The following is an 18936-nucleotide window of genomic DNA, read 5'->3' on the forward strand; positions in this document are numbered from 1 at the left end:
CGTGCGAACTTGGGCGGATGCGTGCTCTGGTGGACGACCTGCGCCGGGAACTCCCGGCCGACCGGCTGGTGCTCGACCCCGATCTGGTCCCCGGTTTCGTGCACGACGAGGCCGAGTGGGCCCCGCACGGCACGCCCTGCGTCGTGGTCCGGCCCCGCACCGCCGAAGAGGTGCGGGCCGTGGTGCGGGCGTGTGTGCGGTACCGGGTGCCGCTCGTGCCGCGGGGCGCGGGCACGGGCCTGTCCGGCGGCGCGAACGCGATCGACGGCGGCGTGGTGCTCAGCACCGCGCTGATGACCGAGATCCGCGAGATCGACCCGGTGGAGCGGCTCGCCGTGGTGCAACCGGGCGTGGTCAACGACGACTTGCGGGCCGCGTGTGCCGAGCGCGGCCTCTGGTACCCGCCCGATCCGGCCAGCGCGCCGTGGTCGACCCTCGGCGGCAACGTGGCCACGAACGCCGGGGGCATCTGCTGCGCCAAGTACGGCGTTACCCGCGACTACGTGCTCGCCCTCGAAGTGGTCACCGGCACCGGGGAACTGGTCCGGCTGGGCAGGCGCACAGCCAAGGGCGTCGCGGGCTACGACCTCGCCGGGCTGATGGTCGGTTCGGAGGGCACGCTCGGTGTGGTCACCGAGGTGACCGTCCGGTTGCGCCCGCGGCGCGAGCCCGAGCACACCGTCGCCGGGTACTTCTCGTCCATTGTGGACGCGGGGCGGGCGGTGACCGCGGTGGGCGCGGCCGGGCTGACCCCGTCGGCGCTGGAGCTGATCGACCGGCACTGCCTGGCCGCGGTGGACCGGTGGAAGAACATGGGCCTGTCCGCGGACGCCGACGTGGTGCTGCTCGGCCGCACCGACGCCCCGGGCGCGGCGGGGGAGCGCGAAGTCGAGGCCATGCTGGCGTGCTTCGAAGGAGCCGGGGCGACCTGGGCCGCGCGCTCCACCGACCAGGAGGAGGCCGACGCGCTGTTCGCCGCGCGGCGGCTCGCCTACCCCGCGCTGGAGCGGCTGGGGCCGGTGCTCACCGAGGACGTGTGCGTGCCGCGGGCCGCGGTGCCGGAAATGCTGGCCCGCATCGAAAAGACGGCCGCGGAGTCGGACACGCTGATCGCCAACATCGCGCACGCCGGGGACGGCAACCTGCACCCGCTGCTGATCACCCCGCCGGGGGACGAGGACGCCCGCCGCCGCGCGCAGGCCGCGTTCGACCGGATCATGGCCGACGCCATCGACCTCGGCGGCACGGTCACCGGTGAGCACGGCGTCGGCCTGCTCAAACGGGACGGCCTGCGTGCCGAGCTGGGCCCGGCCGTGCTGGACCTGCACCGCGCGGTCAAGGAAGCACTCGACCCGCACGGCATCCTCAACCCCGGCAAGGTGTTCAGCCGCGCGCCCGGAGCGCGCTGAGCACGTCGTGCAGCCGCAGCGCCAACTGCACTTCGAGCGCGCGCCGCGGTTCGCGCCAGTCCGGCCCCAGCAGCCGGTCGACGCGGTCGAGCCGCTGGTAGAGGGTGTTCGCGTGGACGTGCAGCAGTTCGCAGGTCCGCGTGTGGTGGCGGGACTGTTCGAGGTAGGTCAGGAGCGTGGTGGCGAGGTCGCGCCGCCGGTCGCGATCGTGGGCCAGCAGCGGCCCGACGGTGTCGTCGATGAACACCCGCAGTTCGTCCCGGCCCGCCTGCCCGAACAGCGAACGGTAGATGCCGAGTTCCGCGTCACGGGCGCAGTCGCGGGCCCGGCCGAGGGCGAGCAGCACGGTAGCGGTCTGGCGGGCGGACTCGTGTGCGGTCCGGATCGCGTGGACGCCGCCGGAACAGGCCGAGACGCCGACCGCGCACGGCAGGTCCAGGCGGCGCAACCACTCGGCGACCCGCTCCGAGCCGGCCCCGGGCAGCAGCGCGACGAGGTGGCCGGTGTGCTCGGCCGACCAGCCGCCGAACTCCGCCGCGACCCGCGAGGCCAGTGCGGCGGCCTGCCGCGGCTCGGTGTCACCGGGATCGAAGACCGCGACGGTTCGCACCTCCGCGATCGAGATCCCGGCGCTGCGAGCGCGCCGCCGCAGCCCGGCTTCGTCGGTGCCGGGGGAGAGCAGGGCGCTGACGAACTCGCCGCGCGTGCGCATCTCCGCTTCCGCGCGGGACTGCTCCGAGGTGATCACCACCGCCACGGAGGTCGCGCCGAGGCCGAGCAGGCGTGCGGCCTCGGCGTCTTCGGCGGCTGATCCGCGGGCTACGAGACAACCGGCGTACCCGCTGCGCAGCTCGACCGGCGCGAGTACCGCGCCGGGTTCGCCCGCTTCCGGTACCCGCTCGTCCGGCGCACCGGCGAGCACTTCGTGGTCCGCGCCGAACACGGTGACCGGACCACCCAGCGCGCGGGTCAGTTCGGTGGCGATCTCGGCGTACCCACCACCACCGATCACCGCGGCGGTCAGTTGTTCGCGCAGTTCGTCCGCCCGTCGCAGGGTCGCGTTCGCGGCGCGCAGTTCGTCGACGAGCCGGCGGTGTTGCTCGAACAACCCGGCGTTGTGCAGTGCGACCGCCGCGTGCGACGCGAGCGCGGCGAGCAGCTCGACCTCGCCGCCGTGGAAGGACCGGGGACGGCGATCGGCGGCCAGCAGCACCCCGATCGCCTCGTCGCCGCGGATCAGCGGGACGCCGAGGATGCCGCCCAGCTGCTCGCTTTCCGCGGCCGCGTCCACCGCGGCGACGTGCTCGACGCGGGTGTCGCGCAGGTAGTGCTCGCTCCACATCGGCTCGCCGGTCCGCACCACGCGCCCGCCGAGTCCGCTGCCGTCCGCCAGTTCGATACCGCGCAGCACCGAGCCCATGGACCCGTCGACCACCTCGATGCGCAGGGTGCCGTCGGCCCGCCGGAGCATGAGGTAGGCGACGTCCACGTCGAGCAGGCGCCGCGCCTGCGCCGCGACCTCGCTGAGCACCTCGCCGGAGTCACGCAGCGTGGTCAGGCGGCGGGCGAGGTCGTTGAGCACGGTCAGCTCGGCGGCGTGCCGTCTCCGGGCGTCGAGCCGCCGGCGGATGGCGAAGGCCCGATCGGCTTCCAGCGCGACCCGCTCACGTTGCGCCCCGGATGTGCTGGTCAGCTGGTCGCGCCGGAAATCCTCCAGTTCGATGGCCGGGCGCTCGTCGGCGAGCAGGCGCAGCCAGGAGTCCGGGGTCGGCATGGGTCCATCATGGAGACCCCCTCCCGGATCGGCACCTTTTGCGGAGGTTCTGCCCATGGGGGCGTCCTCCGCCACGCGACACGAATGTGGCTTTGGGGGCGGATTCGGCCCCCAAAGCCACATTCGTGGCAGGCGCGCCCGGTCAGCCGCGGGCGGGGGTGCGTTCGAAGGAGACCCGGTGCAGGCGGCCGGGGTACTCGTCGGCCACGTACAGCTCCCCGCCCGCGTCCACGCCGAACGCGGTGACGTCGGTGGGGAAGGTGCCGATCTCACCGTCGGTGTAGGTGCCGTCGGGGTTCTCCCGGACCGCCCAGGCGGTGCCGCGGCAGAAGTCGGTGGCCACGTAGGTGCCCGCCACCAGGTTCGCGTACTGGCGGCCGCGGTAGACGTGCCCGCCGATCACCGCGCAACCCTGCTCACCGGAGACGTAGTCGAACACCGGCCCGGTGTACTTCGCCGACGCGGTGCAGCGGTCCTGGTTGTACACCACCGGACCCTCCATGCAGGACCAGCCGAAGTTCACCCCGCCCTGGTGCGCCCGGATGTGGTCCACCTCTTCGAACCGGCCCTGGCCCACGTCGCCGATCCACAGCGAACCGTTGTGCGGGTCGAACGAGAACCGCCACGCGTTGCGCAGGCCGTACGCCCAGATCTCCGTGCGCACCCCGGCGTTGCCGACGAACGGGTTGTCACCCGGCACGCAGTACGGCTTCGCGCCGCAGGTCCGGCTCACGTCCAGGCGCAGGATCTTGCCGAGCAGCGTGTCCAGCTTCTGCCCGGTGGCCAGCGGATCCCCGGCGCCGCCACCGTCGCCGATGGACCAGTACAGGTAGCCGTCCGAGCCGAACGCGACCTGCCCGCCGTTGTGGTTGGGGAACTGCGAGTGCTCCTGCGACAGCAATTCCTGCACCGAACCGGTGTCCAACCGAAGCCGCGCCAGTGTCACCGCGTGATCCGGTGCGCGCGTGTAGGCCACGTACGCCACGTTGCGGTCCTTCGACAGCGCCAGGCCGAGCAATCCGCGCTCGACCTCGGCCGAACTGATCCGCGCGCTGAGGTCCGCCACCGGTTTCGCGGCCAGGCCCGTGCTCGGGTGGTAAGAGCGGATCACCCCGCGCTTCTCGGTGACCAGCAGCCTGCCGTCACCGACCGGCACGATCGCCGTGGGGTTCTGCAGGCCCGAGGCCACTTCGGTGGTGACGACGCTGATCTCGTCCAGCGGCACGCCCGCGGCACGGCCCTGCTCCGCCCCGCCCGCCGCGGGCAGCAGTGGCCCCAGCAACGCGGTGACGGCGAGCGGAACGACCAGGGACAACCGTTTCCACGGGTGAAGTCGCGACATGTGGGCTCCAGACGCCGTCGGGGACTCGCAGACCATCGGTCCAATGGTCTGGTCCAATTCAAGCAGGCGCCCGCGTGCCGCGGTACCCCCGAAAAGGACGGCGCCTATTCCACGGTGACGCTCTTCGCCAGGTTGCGCGGGCGGTCGATCTCGCGGCCGAGGGTCTTCGCCAGGTGGTAGGCGAACAGCTGCAGGGCCACCGAGAGGGTGATCGGCGCCAGTTCGCGTTCCGCCCTCGGCACCCTGATCACGTCGGTGACCAGGCCCTCGGGCAGGTCGGCGTCGGTCACGGCGATGACCGGGCCGCCGCGTGCCTTGATCTCCTCGATGGTCGAAAGGTTCTTCGCGAGCAGGTCGTCGCCCGGCAGCACGACCACGGTCGGCATCTCCGGGTTGATCAGTGCCAGCGGCCCGTGCTTGAGCTCGGAGGCCTGGTAGGCCTCGGCGTGCACGTACGAGATCTCCTTGAGCTTCTGCGCGCCTTCCCTGGCCACCGGCCAGCCCTGCACGCGCCCGACGAAGAACATGTGCTCGGCCCGCGCGTACCGCCGGGCGATCTCGGCGATGCCCGCCTCCTGCTCGAGGATGCCGCTCAGCTGCGAGGGCAGCGCGAGCAGCCCGTCGACCAGCCGCCTGCCGTCGGCCATGGACAGGTCGCGGACGCGGCCGAGTTCCAGCGCCAGCAACGCCAGCGCCACGCCCATGTTCGTGAAGGACTTGGTCGCGGCCACCGAGATCTCCGGGCCGGCGTGCAGGAACAGCCCGCTGCCGCACTCGCGGGCGATCGAGCTGCTCACCACGTTGACCAGGCCGATCACCCGGCCGCCCTTGCGCTTGAGCTCGTGCACCGCGGCGAGGGTGTCCAGGGTTTCGCCGGACTGGCTGATCGCCACGTACAGCGTCTCCGGGTCGACCACGGGATTGCGGTAGCGGAACTCCGACGCCGGTTCGGCGTCGGCCGGGATGCGGGCGAGCTGCTCGATCAGCTCGGCGCCGAGCTGCCCGGCGTAGTAGGCCGAGCCGCAGCCGAGCAGCTTCACCCGGCGGATCTGCTGGTACTCCCGCGGGGACAGGCCGATGCCGTCGAGCCGGGCGGACATGAACCGGCGGTCCAGCCGCCCGCGCAGGCAGCGGTCCACCGCGCCGGGCTGCTCGCTCATCTCCTTGAACATGAAGTCGGGGTGCTCGCCCAGTTCGTAGTCGATCGACCCGGCTTCGAGCGCGGTCGGCGGGCGGGTGGTGGAGCGGGCTGTGATGTCGCCGGGGTCGCCGGTGTCGTTCATGGTGCTGGTCTCGTAGCCGTCGGCGGTCACCGTGGCCAGCTCGTCGTCCTCGAGGTAGATCACCTTCTCGGTGAACCGCACGAGCGCGGCGGTGTCCGAGGCGATCAGCATCTCCTTCTCGCCGAGCCCCAGCACGATCGGGCTGCCGCGGCGGACGGCGACCAGCTCACCCGGGTTCGCCGCGTCCAGCGCGATCACGCCGTACGTACCCTCCACTTGGGACAGTGCGTCTCGTACCTTGTCCGCCAGGGTGGGCTTGTCGCTGCGGGCGATCAGGTGGGCGAGCACCTCGCTGTCGGTTTCCGAAGCCAGCTCCACGCCGTCGGCGGTCAGCCGCGCGCGCAGTGCGTCGGAGTTCTCCAGCACGCCGTTGTGCACGATGGCGATGCGGCCGGTGGCGTCCAGGTGCGGGTGGGCGTTGCGGTCACTGGGTTCGCCGTGGGTCGCCCAGCGGGTGTGCGCGATGCCGGTGGTGCCGCTCAGCCCGCCGGGGATGACCCGGCGCAGGTCGGCCACCCGGCCCGCGGTCTTGTGCACCTCGAGCCCGCCGTCCCCGGCCACCGCGACACCGGCGGAGTCATACCCCCGGTACTCGAGCCGGTGCAGGCCCTCCACCAGCAAGGGCACCGCGTTCTTCGAGCCGACGTAACCGACGATGCCGCACATCCGCGAAACTCCTTCAGCCGTAGACGATGCGCCGGAGCTGCCGTTCCGACAGCTCCGGCGCCGCGACCGGGCGCACCGCGAGTTCTTCGCGCAGCAACGGCCAGATGCGGGCGTTCGGGAGCTGCCGGGCACGCAGCTCGGCATGGCGCCGGCGCACGTACTCCTCCGGTGTCTCGACGAAATAACCCATCACGTCGGAGACCACGCGCCTGGCGATGGCGGACGGCAGACCGCTGGTCCTGACCACGTGGCGCAGCAGGTCCTCCGGTACTTCGTCCCCCACGCCGGTCAGCATGGCACCGGCGCGGGGGCTGCCCCAAATCCCGTGCCCGGATTCGGGCACGTCACCACTTGTCGTGCACCAGCGGGCGGATCAGCTCGTCGTAGACCGCGCGGACGGTGGCCGCCGCGTCACCGTCCACAGTGGGCAGAGCCGTCGCGGCGGTGTTCGCGCGGGCCTGTTCCGGGTTCCTGGCGCCGGGGATGACCGTGGTCACGCCGGGCTGGTCGAGGATCCAGCGCAGGGCGAACTGGGCGAGCGTCCGGCCCTGGGGGACCACCGCGCGCAACCGGTCGACGGCTTCGAGGCCGACCTCGTAGGGCACCCCGGCGAAGGTCTCGCCGACGTCGAACGCCTCGCCGTGGCGGTTGAAGTTCCGGTGGTCGTCGGCGGCGAAGGTGGTGTCCTTCGTGTACTTGCCCGACAGCAGGCCCGAGGCGAGCGGGACCCGGACGATGATCGCGGCACCGGCCTCGGCGGCGGCGGGCAGCACCCGCTCCAGCGGCTTGAGGCGCAGGCAGTTCAGGATGATCTGGACCGAGGCGACGTTCGGCCTGGCCAGCGCGGTCAGCGCCTCCTCGCAGGTCTCCACGCTGACGCCGTAGCGAGCGATCCGGCCCTTCTCGACCAGGTCGTCGAGCGCGTCGAAGACGGCGTCGCTCGAATAGACCGGGGTGGGCGGGCAGTGCAGCTGGACCAGGTCGAGGGTGTCCATGCCGAGGTTGCGCCGGGACCGGTCGGTCCACGCCGCGAAGTTCGCGGCCGTGTAGTTCTCCGGCACCTGCTCGACGCGGCGGCCCATCTTGGTGGCCACGAACACCTCACCGGCGTGCTCGGCGCGGAACCGGCCGACGAGCTGCTCGCTGCGCCCGTCGCCGTAGACGTCGGCGGTGTCGAAGAAGGTGACGCCCTCCTCGGCCGCGGTCCGGAGCACGGCCAGCGCGTCGTCCTCGCCGATCTCGCCCCAGTCGGCTCCGAGCTGCCAGCACCCCAGCCCGATCGCGCCGACGCCCCGGCCGAGCCGCTTCACTTCGCGAGTTTCCATGCCGCGATTCTGGCACCGGCCTCAGGTGGTGGCCGCGACCAGTGGCCAGGAGAACAACGCGGCGACCAGTCCCGCGGCGGGGAAGGTGAGCACCCAGCCGCCGATGATGTTGCCCGCGGTGCCCCAGCGGACGGCGGAGAACCGGCGGGTGGCCCCGGCGCCCATGATCGCCGAGGTGATGGTGTGCGTGGTGGAGATCGGCGCGCCGAAGCCGAGCGCGGCCACGTACAGCACCGAACTGGCGGTCGCCTCGGAGGCGAAGCCCTCGGGCGGGCGCAGGTCGATCACCTTGCGGCCCAGGGTGGCGATGATCCGCCGCCCGCCGGAGTAGGTCCCCGCCGCGAGCACCGCGCTGATCAGGAAGTACACCCAGACGGGGATCTCCCAGTCGGTCTGGTAGCCACCGGCGACCAGCGCCAGCACCACGATGCCCATCGACTTCGCCGCGTCCTGCATGCCGTGCCCGACCGCCATCGCCGCGGCCGAACAGGTCTGCGCGACGCGGAAGCCGCGGTTGAGCTTCTTCGGGTGCCCGCGCCGGAAGATCCACAGCACCGCCAGCATCAGCAGGTAACCCAGCGCGAAGCCGAGCAACGGGGAGATCAGCATCGGCAGCACCACGTCCTCGACGATGCCGCCCCACAGCACCACGCCCGCCGCGGGCAGGGTGGCCCCGACCAGCCCGCCGACCAGCGCGTGCGACGAGCTCGAGGGCAGGCCGAAGTACCAGGTCACCAGGTTCCAGCCGATCGCGCCGAGCAGTCCGCAGCAGACCACGGTCAGCGCGGTGACCCCCGGCGGCAGCTGGACGATCCCGGCGCCGACGGTCTTGGCCACCTTGGCGCCGAAGAACGAGCCGACCAGGTTGCCCACCGCGGCCAGCGCCAGCGCGGCCCGGATGCTCAGCGCGCGCGTCGAGACCGAGGTGGCGATGGCGTTGGCCGCGTCGTGGAAACCGTTGGTGTAGCTGAACCCGACCGTCAGCGTGATGGCGGCGATGACCGCCACCAGTTCGGCGTCCACTCAGGACTCCTTGACCGTGATCGCCTCGACGGTGTTGGCCACCTGTTCGAAGGCGTCCGCGGCCTCCTCCAGCGCGTCGCCGATCTCCTTGAGCTTCAGCACGGTCAGCGCGTCGTACTCGCCGCTGAACAGGCGGACGAGCAGGTGGCGGTAGATCCGGTCGGCCCGGTTCTCCAGTTCGTTCGAGCCGACCCAGTAGTACTTGAGGTCGTTCTTGGCGGCGAAGTCCTCGAACGCGCGTGCCGCCAGGTCGCCGAGTTCGCGCAGCACCTCGAGCTGCTCGCACATCTCCGGCGGCGGGCGCTGGTCGTCGAAGGCGCAGTAGAGGTGGGCCAGCGTGGCGGCGCCTTCGAGGTGGTCGATCACGTCGTCGAGGCGGGCGCCGAGCCGGTACATGTCGTCGCGGTCGAACGGGGTGATGAACGAGGAGTTGAGCTTGTTGTACAGCTCGTGGGTGAGTTCGTCGTTCTCGTGCTCGATGTCGACGAGCTTGGTGCTCAGCGCCTCGGCGTCCAGCCCCGGTGTGCCCAGGTCGGCCATGGCTCCGGCGGCTCTGGCGGTGTTGCGGGCAGCCCGGATGTAGAACTCGAACAACTCGGGCTGCTTCGGCCGAAGTCGCAGGCGCATGATCACCGTTTACCCCCGGCGGCGAGCGTGGAAACCGCCCGGCCCGCGTGCCGCCGCCCTCGCCGGTGAGCCAGATCACCGGACTGGGTGCTTCATTACCGACAGGAAACCGTTAGGTTAGGGCAGCCTAAGCAAGCGGGTCGGTGAGAGGAGTTCCGGTGGAGGACGGTATCCGCGGCGGCGTCGCGGTGGTCACCGGGGCGGGCCGGGGGATCGGGGCGGCGGTCGCCGGGGCGCTGGCCTCGGCGGGAGCGACGGTCGCCGCACTCGACCTCGACGCCGGGGGACTGGCCGGGGTCGCCGCCGGGACGGACGGGCGGATCGTGCCGTTCACCCTCGACGTCACCGATTCCGCCGCGGTCGCCGACGTGGTCGAGCGGGTCGAGCGTGAACTCGGGCCGATCACCATCGGCGTTCCGGTGGCCGGGATCCTGCGGCCGGGTTCGGTGTGCGAGACCAGCGACGAGGACTGGGCCGCGACCTTCGCGGTCAACACCACCGGCGTGTTCACCCTGCTGCGGGAGATCTCCCGGCGGATGGTGCCGCGGGGCGAAGGCGCGCTGGTGACCGTCGGGTCCAACGCCGCCGGGGTGCCGCGGATGGGGATGGCCGCCTACGCCGCCTCCAAGGCCGCGGCCACCATGCTGACCCGCTGCCTCGGGCTCGAACTGGCAGGCTCCGGCATCCGCTGCAACGTGGTTTCGCCCGGCTCCACCGACACCGACATGCAGCGTCTGTTGTGGACGGACGAAAACGGGGCGGCGCGGGTGATCGCGGGTGACCCGGAGCAGTTCCGTGCGGGGATCCCGCTGGGGCGCATCGCCGATCCGGCCGACATCGCCGACGCGGTGCTGTTCCTCGTCTCGGCCAGGGCCCGGCACATCACCATGCAGAACCTCTACGTCGATGGCGGAGCGACACTGCGTGCGTGATCTCCGTGACCACCGCACGTCTTCCACTGAGATAAATCTTAGGTTAGGCTTTCCAAATAACGACAGTCTGCGGCGAGCGGTCACCACCGCCGAGTTGGCTTTGCGAAAGGGAATGACCAGTGTCCTCACCTGCTCTGGCGCGACCGCGTCCGGTGCACCGGGCGGCCGATCTGCTGGCCGCCTACCTGCCGGGTTCGTTCTACTTCTCCTCGGGCCGGGGGTCGCTGCTGGCGGACGGGGTGCACACGGCCGTGCAGGCCGGGCACGGGCAGCGGGCGCGGGCCGCGGCGGAGGCGCTCGTCGCCGCGGATGTGGCGGGGGTCGAGGAACCGGTCGTGGTCGGGGCGATCGGCTTCCGGCCTGACTCGGAGGCGAGCCTGGTCGTGCCCGCGGTGGTGCGCCGGGCAGGCCGACCTGGCCGGGAGGGGCCGGCGGGCGCGCTCGACGGCACCTCGTGGTCCATCACGCCGAAGCCGGAGCCGGAAACCTACGCGGCGAGCGTGCGCCGCGCGCTGGAGCTGATCGGCGACGGGGAACTGGGCAAGGTCGTGCTCGCCCGGTGCCTGGAACTGACCTCGGGCACCCCGGTCTCGGTGCCCGCGCTGCTGGCGAGGCTGGTGCGGGCGGACCCGGCCGCGCACGTGTTCGCCGCCGACGTGAGCGCCCCGGGGGACCCCGCGCCGCGCACGCTGGTCGGCGCGAGCCCGGAACTGCTGGTGTCGCGCCACGGCTCGACGGTGGTGGCGAACCCGCTGGCCGGATCCCTGCCGCGCGTCGCAGACGAAGCGGAGAACCGCCGCCGGATCGAGACGCTGCTGGCGTCGGCGAAGGACCGTGCGGAGCACGCCCACGTGGCCGCGCAGGTCGCCGACGTGCTGACCGGGTTCTGCGCCGGACTGGACGTGCCGGAAGAGCCGTCGGTGATCGGCACGCCGACCATGTGGCACCTCTCGACCCGCATCAGCGGGCGGATCGCCGACCCCGCCATCTCCTCGCTGGCACTGGCCGAAGCGCTGCACCCGACGCCCGCCGTCTGCGGGGTGCCGGTCGAACGCGCCCGCGACACGATCGCCGAACTGGAGCCCGAGGACCGCGGCTACTACTCGGGGCTCATCGGCTGGACCGACCTGCACGGCGACGGGGAGTGGGTGGTCACCATCCGCAGCGCCGAGGTGTGCGACCGCACGGTCCGGCTGTTCGCCGGTGCCGGGGTGGTCGCCGGTTCGGACCCGGCCGCCGAACTCGCCGAGACGAGCGCCAAGTTCCGCACCCTGCTGCGCGCGCTCGGCCTGGAGGGGGCGGCATGAGCGCCGACCACGTGGCCTGGCCGCCGGAAACCGCCGCGCACTACCGCGCCGCCGGGTACTGGCGCGGCCAGACCTTCGGCTCGCTGCTGACTTCGGTGGCCGAGGCCTACGCCGGGCGCACGGCCGTGGTGGGGGAGCGCGACGGCGAAACCTCGCGCTGGACCTTCGCCGAACTCGACGAACGGGCGCACCGGATCGCCGCGGGCCTGGCCGATTCCGGGGTCCGCGCGGGCGACCGCGTGGTGGTGCAGCTGCCGAACGTCCCGGAGTTCCTGCCGGTGGTGTTCGGGCTGTGGCGGGCCGGGGCGTGGCCGGTGTTCGCGCTGCCCGCCCACCGCGACAGCGAACTGCGGCACTTCGCCGCGCAGAGCGAGGCCGTGGCGATCCTGACCGTGGGCGAGCACGAGCGGCACGACCACGCCGCCACCGCACGGACCGTCGCCGCCGACGTGGATTCGGTGCGGGACGTGCTGGTCGTCGGGTCGCCGGAGTTCACCGACCTCGCCGCGACCGCGCCGCGCGAACTGCCGGACCCCGATCCGGCCGGGGTGGCGTTCCTGCAACTGTCCGGCGGGAGCACCGGGCTGCCGAAGCTGATCCCGCGGACGCACGACGACTACCTCTACAGCGTCCGCGAGAGCGCGCGGATCTGCGCGCTGCGCCCGGAAAGCGTGTACCTGGCGGCACTTCCGGTGGCACACAACTACCCGCTCAGCTCGCCGGGCGTGCTCGGCGCGCTGCACGCGGGCGCGGCCAGCGTGCTCGCCCCGCGCCCGGACGCGGACACCGCGTTCCGGCTGATCGAGTCCGAAGGCGTGACCATCACCGGGGTGGTGCCGCCACTGGCCGCCGCCTGGGTGCAGGCCGCCGCGCGCACCACCCGCGATCTGTCCACTTTGGACGTCCTGCTGGTCGGGGGCGCCAAGTGCGGCCGTGAACTCGCCGAGCGGATCGGGCCCGCGCTGGGTTGCCGCCTGCAACAGGTGTTCGGCATGGCCGAGGGCCTGGTCTGCTACACGCGGCTCGACGACCCCGAGGAGATCGTGCTCGGCACGCAGGGGCGCCCGATCTCGCTCGACGACGAGATCCGCGTGGTGGATCCGGGCGACCCGGCGGCGACGTCGGCGGACGTGGTGCCCGAAGGCGAGATCGGCGCGCTGCTGACCCGCGGGCCGTACACCATCCGCGGTTACTTCCGGGCCCAGGAGCACAACGCCACCGCGTTCACCGCCGACGGCTTCTACCGCACCGGCGACCTGGTCCGGCGGACGCCGACCGGGCACCTCGAGGTGGTCGGCCGGGCCAAGGAACAGATCAACCGGGGCGGGGAGAAGGTGGCCGCCGAAGAGGTGGAGAACCACCTGATGGCCCACCCGGACGTGCTCGACGCGGCCGTGGTCGCCGTACCGGACGAGTACCTGGGCGAGCGGACCTGCGCCTACGTGGTGCCGGTCGCCGGCGGCGCGCCGACCGGTGCGCAACTGCGCCGGTTCGTGCGCGAGCGCGGGGTCGCCGCGTTCAAGGTGCCCGACCTGGTCCAGGTGGTCGAGGCCTTCCCGGTGACCGGGGTGGGCAAAACCAGCAAGCGCGAACTGCGGGCGGCACTGGCCGCCGTCGCGAAAGGGTGAAGCGTGTCCCTGCCGAAGATCGATCCCTACCCGCTGCCCACCGCGGCCGAGCTGCCGTCCGGCCGCGTCGACTGGCGGCCCGACCCGGCCAGGGCGGCGCTGCTGGTGCACGACGCGCAGCGGTACTTCCTGGCGCCGTACGAAGGTGCGCCGATCCCGGAGATGGTCGCCAACATCGCCGCGCTCGTCACGGCGGCGCGGCAGGCGGGCGTGCCGGTGTTCTACACCGCGCAGCCGGGCCGCCAGGCCGCGGCCGACCGGGGGCTGCTGACCGAGTTCTGGGGTGACGGCATCAGCGCGGTCATCGACGACGACCCGCGGGCCGCGGACATCGTCGACGAGCTGGCCCCGGCGCCGTCGGACACCGTGCTGACCAAGTGGCGCTACAGCGCCTTCCAGCGCAGCACCTTCACCGAGCAGCTCGCCGGGCTCGGCCGCGACCAGCTGCTGATCACCGGCGTGTACGCGCACATCGGCTGCCAGGCCACCGCGGTCGAGGCGTTCATGCGCGACGTCCGGCCGTTCTTCGTCGCCGACGCGGTCGCGGACTTCTCCCGCGAGTTCCACGACCAGGCCTGCGAGTACGTCGCGCAGCGCTGCGGCGTCGTCACCACCACCGCCGGCGCGCTGTCCGCGCTGTCGGCGCCGATCCCCGCTGGAGCCCGACGATGAGCACCACCGGTTTGACCGCCGAGCAGATCCGCGCCGACGTGGCCGGCCTGATCGGCTGCGACGAGGCCGAACTGACCCCCGACGCCGATCTGCTCGACCTCGGCCTCGACTCGATCCGGATCATGGGCCTGATCGAGCGCTGGCGCGCGGCGGGCGCGACCGGCCTGGAGTTCGCCGACCTGGCCGAGCAGCCGCAGCTGGGGCACTGGACGGCCGTGCTGGCCGGGGAGCGCGCGTGAACCGCGCGGAGCAACGGCGCCGGTACCGCGAGCGGATCGCCGAGGTCCGCGCGGGCACGACCGCGGAGAAGGTGCCGTACCCGATCCGCATCCGCAAGGCCGAGGTGCTGCGCACCAGCGAGGTCGGCGCCGGGCTGATCCGGGTCACCCTCGGTGGTCCCGGGACCGCCGGGTTCGAGGCGCACTCACCCGACGAGCACGTGAAGCTGATCTTCCCGGAGGCGGACGGCACGCTGCGGCTGCCGGAGCCCGACGGCGACATGCTGCGCTGGCCCCGGCCGTCGCCGACCTCGCGTGAGTACACCGTCCGCCGCTACGACCCGGTCACCGGTGAGCTCGACCTCGATGTCGCGCTCCACGACGGGGGACTGGGCGCGGACTGGGCCCGGTCGGTGCGCCCGGGCGACGTCGCGCACGTGGCCGGTCCGCCCGGCGGGCTGATCGTGCCGCACAACTACGACCGCTACCTGCTCGCCGGTGACCTCACCGCGCTGCCCGCCATCGCCCGGTGGCTCGAAGAACTGCCGCGCACGGCGGCGGGCTGGGCGTTCATCGAGGTCGCCGGCGAGGGCGAGCAGATCGAGCTGCACCCGCCGGAGGACGTCGAGGTGCACTGGCTGCACCGCGGTGGCGCGCCCGCCGGGACCAGCGACGTGCTGGAGAAGGCCGTGCGCGCGGTCCGCGTGCCCGAGGGCGAACGGCTCTACGTCTGGCTGGCGGGTGAGGCGGGCGTGCTCAAGCCGCTGCGCCGCTGGGTGCGTGACGAACTGCGGCTCGGCCGCGGTGACCACGACATCACCGGCTACTGGAAGCGCGGCGTCGCCGACTTCGACGACGAGCACGAGCACGACCACCAGCACGAACACCACTGATCCCCGAGCAACTCCCCCTGTCACACCGCAACCCCGAGGAACAACATGTCCATCGCCAGAACCTCCCGAATCGCCGGCGCGCTGGTGCTCGCCCTCGCCGTGGCCGCGGGCTGCGGCTCGGGTGGAGCCGAGGAACCCAGTGCCGCCGCGGCGGAAACCCGCGTCTTCGCCGCCGACAACGGCGAGATCACCATCCCGGTCTCGCCGAAGCGCGTGGTGGCCACCGGGTACGCGGTGCCCGCGCTGCTGGAGGCGAACGCGCCGCTGGTGGGCATCTCGACCTGGCAGCGCGGGCTCCCGCTGATGACCCCGGAGGACCGCGCGAAGTACGACGGCCTGGCGAAGGTGGCCGGTGAGCAGGCGGCCGAGACCAACTACGAGGCCATCGCCCAGGCCGAGCCGGACCTGATCGTGATCGGCGTGCCGAAGCCGGTGCTGGCCGACATCGACGTCAAGCGGCTCGAAGCCATCGCGCCGGTCGTCGCGATCGGCCCGTCGGTGCCGTCGATGTGGCGCGACCTGTCCCGCAAGCAGGCCGACGCCGCCGGCGCGCTGGCCACCTTCGACGCCACCCGCGACGAGTACCAGGCCAAGGCCGCCAAGATCGCCGAGAAGTACGCCGGAGTGCTGCCGCAGCTCAAGCTCGCCCACGTCGGCGCGTACGGCGAGGTCGCCAAGGGCAACTTCCAGCGCGAGTTCAACGGCTCGTGGGGCACCAACATCGCGCAGGACGCCGGGGCCAACTACTACGGCCAGGTCAAGGTCAAGGGCGGCGGCTCGAAGGACGTCAGCGAGTACCCCTCGATCGAGGAGCTGGCCGCGGCCTACACCGAGGCCGACGTGATCACCTACTCGGTCGCCGCCGACGGCTCGGTGCCGCCGCCGGTCAAGTACGTGCTCGACTCGGAGCTGTGGAAGAACCTGCCCGCGGTCAAGGCGGGCAAGGCGTTCCCCCTGCGTTACACCGAGGCGGCCACCTACCGCGCGGCGATGAAGACGCTCGACGCGGTCGACGAGGCTTTCGCGCCGCTGCTGAACCCGTGACGCTCACCCTCCGCGAATCCGGCACGCGGTCGGGGTTGCTCATCGCGGCCCTGGCCGCGCTGGCGGTGGTGGCGGTGCTCAGCCTCGGTGTCGGGGCACACGGCGTCGCCCCTGGAGAGGTGGTGCGGGCGCTGTTCGGCGCCGCCGACGGGACGAATCCCGACCACCTGATCGTCCGGGACGTCCGCCTGCCGCGGGCGGTGCTGGCGATCGCCGCCGGTGCCGCGCTCGGCGTGTCCGGGGCGCTGGTGCAGGCGCTGTCCCGCAACCCGCTGGCCGAGCCCGGTGTGCTCGGGGTGACCTCGGGCGCGGGCTTTGCGATCACCGTCGGCGTCGCGCTCGGGATCTCCGGTGCCGCCGGGGAACTGGGGCTCGCCGTGGTCGGCGCGCTGCTCGCCTCCGCGCTCGTGTACTCGGTGGGCAGGCACTCACCGCTGCGCCTGGTGCTCACCGGCACCGCGCTGACCTTCGTGCTCACCGGGCTCGGGCTGGGCCTGCGGCTGCTGGACCCCGAGGTGTTCGACGTGTACCGCTTCTGGTCGATCGGCTCGCTGGCCGGTCGTGAGCAGGCGCCACTGCTGCTCCCGCTGGTGGTCATCGGCGTGGGCGTGCTGGGCGCGCTGCTGGTGAGCAAGCAGCTCAACGCGGTCGCGCTCGGCGAGGCGGTGGCCCGCACGCTCGGCGCGAACGTGGTGAAGGTCCGCTTCGCCGCGCTGGCGCTGATCACCCTGCTCGCCGGGGCGGCCACCGCGATCGCCGGGCCGATCCTGTTCGTCGGGCTGATGGTGCCCCACGTGGCGCGCCGCCTGGCCGCCGGTTCGGTGCCCTGGCTGACCGCGTTCTCCGCGGTGCTCGGCCCGATCGTGCTGCTGGTCTCCGACATGGGCTCGCGGGTGCTGCTGCCGACCGGTGAGGTGCCGGTCGCCATCGTCACCGCCTTCGTCGGCGGCCCGGTGCTGATCTGGGCGGTCCGCAGGTACGGGGCGGCGCCGCTGTGACCGCGCTCGTCCTGCGCCGCGGGCGCGTCTCGCTCCGGGTCGACCGCCGGATCCTCGTGCTGACCGCGGTGATGCTGCTGCTCATCGCCGGGCTCGGCCTGCTCGGGCTCTGCTACGGCGCCAACTGGGCCAGCCCGGCGAAGGTTTTCGACGCGTTGAGCGGGGCCAGGGGCGGCGCCAGCGTGGTCATCCGCGACTGGCGGCTGCCGCGCGTGCTTGCCGCGATCGTCTTCGGCGTCGCGCTCGGCGTGGCGGGGGCGATCTTCCAGAACATCACCCGCAACCCGCTGGGCAGCCCCGACGTGATCGGCCTGGACGCCGGTGCCTACACCGGCGCGCTGGTGGCGATCACCGTGCTGTCCGGCTCGCCGGGTCAGTTGGCGATCAGTTCGGTGATCGGCGGGGTGGTCACCGCGGCCGCGGTCTACCTGCTTTCCCTCGGTGGCGGGCTGTCCGGGCTGCGGCTGGTGGTCATCGGTATCGCCATCAACGCCATGCTGACCGCGTTCAACTCGTGGATCGTGCTGCGTGCCGAACTCGAGGTCGCCATCGCCGCGGTCGGGTGGAACGCCGGTTCGCTGAACGGGGTGGGCTGGGACGACCTGCGCCTGCCGTTCTCGATCATCCTCGTGCTGCTGGTGGTGCTGGCCCTGCGTGCGCAGTCGCTGCACCAGGCCTCGCTCGGCAGCTCGATGGCGGTCACCACCGGCGTCGGCCTGGAACGGCTGCGCCTGCAACTGGTGCTGATCGGCGTCGGCTGCACCGCCACGGTCACCGCGGTGGCCGGGCCGATCGCGTTCATCGCGCTGGCCGCGCCGCAGATCGGCAGGCGGCTGGCGCGCGCGCCCGGCGTCCCGCTGCTCCCGGCCGCGCTGACCGGTGCCGTGCTGCTGCTCCTCGCCGACCTGCTGGCGCAGATGCTGCTGGCCCCGGTCGCGCTGCCCGTCGGCGTGATCAGCACCGCGATCGGCGGCTGCTACCTGATCTGGCTGCTCACCAAGGAGGTGCGGCGAGCGTGACCGCGCGCCTGACCGCGAGGGATCTGACCCTCGGCTACGGGGACCGGGTCGTGTCGACCCGGCTTTCCCTCGACGTGCCCGACGGCGCGCTGACCGCGATCGTCGGGCCCAACGCCTGCGGCAAGTCCACGCTGCTGCGGGCCTTCGTCCGGCTGCTGAAGCCCGCCGAGGGCCAGGTGCTGCTCGACGACCGCGAAGTCGGCTCGTACCCGACCAAGGCGCTCGCGCGCTCGCTCGGGTTCCTGCCGCAGGACCCGGTCGCGCCGGAGGACATCCGGGTGCGGCAGCTGGTCGCGCGCGGCCGCTTCCCGCACCAGTCGTTGTTCTCCACCTGGTCGGAACAGGACGCCGAAGCCGTCGCCGAGGCGATGGAGGCGGCCGGGGTCACCGGGCTGGCCGACCGGCCGGTGCAGGAGCTCTCCGGCGGGCAGCGGCAGCGGGTGTGGGTGGCCGTGGTGCTCGCCCAGCAGACGCCCTACCTGCTGCTCGACGAGCCCACCTCGTTCCTCGACATCGCCCACCAGTACCAGCTGCTGGCGCTGCTGGCCGGCCTGCGCGACCAGGGCCGCACGGTGATCGCCGTGCTGCACGACGTCAACCAGGCCTGCCGCTACGCCGATCACCTGATCGCGATGAAGGACGGCCGCGTGGTCGCCGAGGGCGCCCCGCCCGACATCGTGGACGCGGCGCTGCTCAAGGAGGTCTTCGACCTGCCGAGCATCGTGGTGCCCGATCCGGTGACCGGCACGCCGATGGTGGTGCCCGCGCTGTGACAG

At 72.6% G+C, this 18936-nt stretch carries 18 protein-coding genes; 11 read left to right on the plus strand and 7 right to left on the minus strand.

From position 1 onward, the window contains the following. Positions 1-17: 17 nt before the first annotated feature. Entirely contained in the window at positions 18-1409 is a 1392-nt protein-coding gene (locus tag L3Q67_RS30450; protein ID WP_499184866.1) for an FAD-binding oxidoreductase, read from the plus strand. Here L3Q67_RS30450 and L3Q67_RS30455 read toward each other — a convergent pair. The 7 genes from L3Q67_RS30455 to L3Q67_RS30485 all read right to left on the minus strand — a co-directional run bounded on the left by L3Q67_RS30455 (position 1384) and on the right by L3Q67_RS30485 (position 9449). Next, positions 1384-3183, minus strand: coding sequence for a helix-turn-helix domain-containing protein (locus tag L3Q67_RS30455; protein ID WP_499184867.1), 1800 nt, complete (start codon positions 3181-3183; stop codon positions 1384-1386). The two genes, L3Q67_RS30450 and L3Q67_RS30455, sit on opposite strands and share 26 nt — an antisense overlap. Before the next feature lie 142 nt (positions 3184-3325). Next, entirely contained in the window at positions 3326-4525 is a 1200-nt protein-coding gene (locus L3Q67_RS30460) for a PQQ-dependent sugar dehydrogenase (protein WP_499184868.1), read from the minus strand. Between the two features lie 104 nt (positions 4526-4629). Then, complete coding sequence (gene glmS, locus L3Q67_RS30465) at positions 4630-6474, minus strand: glutamine--fructose-6-phosphate aminotransferase (protein ID WP_499184869.1); 1845 nt, start codon at positions 6472-6474, stop codon at positions 4630-4632. Positions 6475-6487: 13 nt separating this feature from the next. Then, the gene (locus L3Q67_RS30470) at positions 6488-6817 is read right to left on the minus strand and encodes a hypothetical protein (protein ID WP_499184870.1); all 330 of its coding nucleotides are present in this window, start codon (positions 6815-6817) and stop codon (positions 6488-6490) included. A gap of 1 nt (position 6818) precedes the next feature. Further along, positions 6819-7799, minus strand: a complete 981-nt coding sequence (locus L3Q67_RS30475) for an aldo/keto reductase (RefSeq protein WP_499184871.1) — start codon at positions 7797-7799, stop codon at positions 6819-6821. 21 nt (positions 7800-7820) lie between these two features. Then, positions 7821-8822, minus strand: coding sequence for an inorganic phosphate transporter (locus tag L3Q67_RS30480; RefSeq protein WP_499184872.1), 1002 nt, complete (start codon positions 8820-8822; stop codon positions 7821-7823). Continuing rightward, a complete protein-coding gene (locus L3Q67_RS30485; protein WP_499184873.1) occupies positions 8823-9449 on the minus strand; it encodes a DUF47 domain-containing protein in 627 nt (208 codons plus the stop codon). Positions 9450-9607: 158 nt separating this feature from the next. On the opposite strand from L3Q67_RS30485, the gene L3Q67_RS30490 reads away from it, so the two are divergent. The 10 genes from L3Q67_RS30490 (at position 9608) to L3Q67_RS30535 (ending at position 18933) form a co-directional block, all read left to right on the plus strand. Then, on the plus strand, positions 9608-10381 hold the full coding sequence (locus tag L3Q67_RS30490) for a 2,3-dihydro-2,3-dihydroxybenzoate dehydrogenase (protein WP_499184874.1): 774 nt from the start codon (positions 9608-9610) through the stop codon (positions 10379-10381). Positions 10382-10500: 119 nt separating this feature from the next. Beyond that, complete coding sequence (locus L3Q67_RS30495) at positions 10501-11688, plus strand: isochorismate synthase (RefSeq protein ID WP_499184875.1); 1188 nt, start codon at positions 10501-10503, stop codon at positions 11686-11688. Next, the gene (locus tag L3Q67_RS30500) at positions 11685-13316 is read left to right on the plus strand and encodes a (2,3-dihydroxybenzoyl)adenylate synthase (protein ID WP_499184876.1); all 1632 of its coding nucleotides are present in this window, start codon (positions 11685-11687) and stop codon (positions 13314-13316) included. The genes L3Q67_RS30495 and L3Q67_RS30500 overlap by 4 nt, the downstream gene beginning before the upstream one ends. A 3-nt stretch (positions 13317-13319) precedes the next feature. Beyond that, positions 13320-13988: an isochorismatase family protein gene (locus L3Q67_RS30505; RefSeq protein WP_499184877.1), complete on the plus strand. Its 669-nt coding sequence runs from the start codon at positions 13320-13322 to the stop codon at positions 13986-13988. Beyond that, positions 13985-14227, plus strand: coding sequence for a phosphopantetheine-binding protein (locus L3Q67_RS30510; RefSeq protein ID WP_499184878.1), 243 nt, complete (start codon positions 13985-13987; stop codon positions 14225-14227). The genes L3Q67_RS30505 and L3Q67_RS30510 overlap by 4 nt, the downstream gene beginning before the upstream one ends. Next, complete coding sequence (locus L3Q67_RS30515) at positions 14224-15099, plus strand: siderophore-interacting protein (RefSeq protein WP_499184879.1); 876 nt, start codon at positions 14224-14226, stop codon at positions 15097-15099. The genes L3Q67_RS30510 and L3Q67_RS30515 overlap by 4 nt, the downstream gene beginning before the upstream one ends. Positions 15100-15144: 45 nt before the next feature. Continuing rightward, on the plus strand, positions 15145-16143 hold the full coding sequence (locus L3Q67_RS30520; protein WP_499184880.1) for a TroA family protein: 999 nt from the start codon (positions 15145-15147) through the stop codon (positions 16141-16143). Then, positions 16140-17141, plus strand: coding sequence for a FecCD family ABC transporter permease (locus L3Q67_RS30525; RefSeq protein ID WP_499184881.1), 1002 nt, complete (start codon positions 16140-16142; stop codon positions 17139-17141). The genes L3Q67_RS30520 and L3Q67_RS30525 overlap by 4 nt, the downstream gene beginning before the upstream one ends. Then, positions 17138-18160: a FecCD family ABC transporter permease gene (locus L3Q67_RS30530; RefSeq protein WP_499184882.1), complete on the plus strand. Its 1023-nt coding sequence runs from the start codon at positions 17138-17140 to the stop codon at positions 18158-18160. Before L3Q67_RS30525 ends, L3Q67_RS30530 begins: the two co-directional genes overlap by 4 nt. Next, positions 18157-18933 carry an ABC transporter ATP-binding protein gene (locus L3Q67_RS30535; protein ID WP_499184883.1) on the plus strand — a complete coding sequence of 259 codons (777 nt, stop codon included), beginning with the start codon at positions 18157-18159 and terminating at the stop codon, positions 18931-18933. Before L3Q67_RS30530 ends, L3Q67_RS30535 begins: the two co-directional genes overlap by 4 nt. Positions 18934-18936 lie beyond the last annotated feature (3 nt).

This window comes from Saccharothrix sp. AJ9571, assembly GCF_021725495.1.
Lineage (GTDB): Bacteria > Actinomycetota > Actinomycetes > Mycobacteriales > Pseudonocardiaceae > Amycolatopsis > Amycolatopsis magusensis.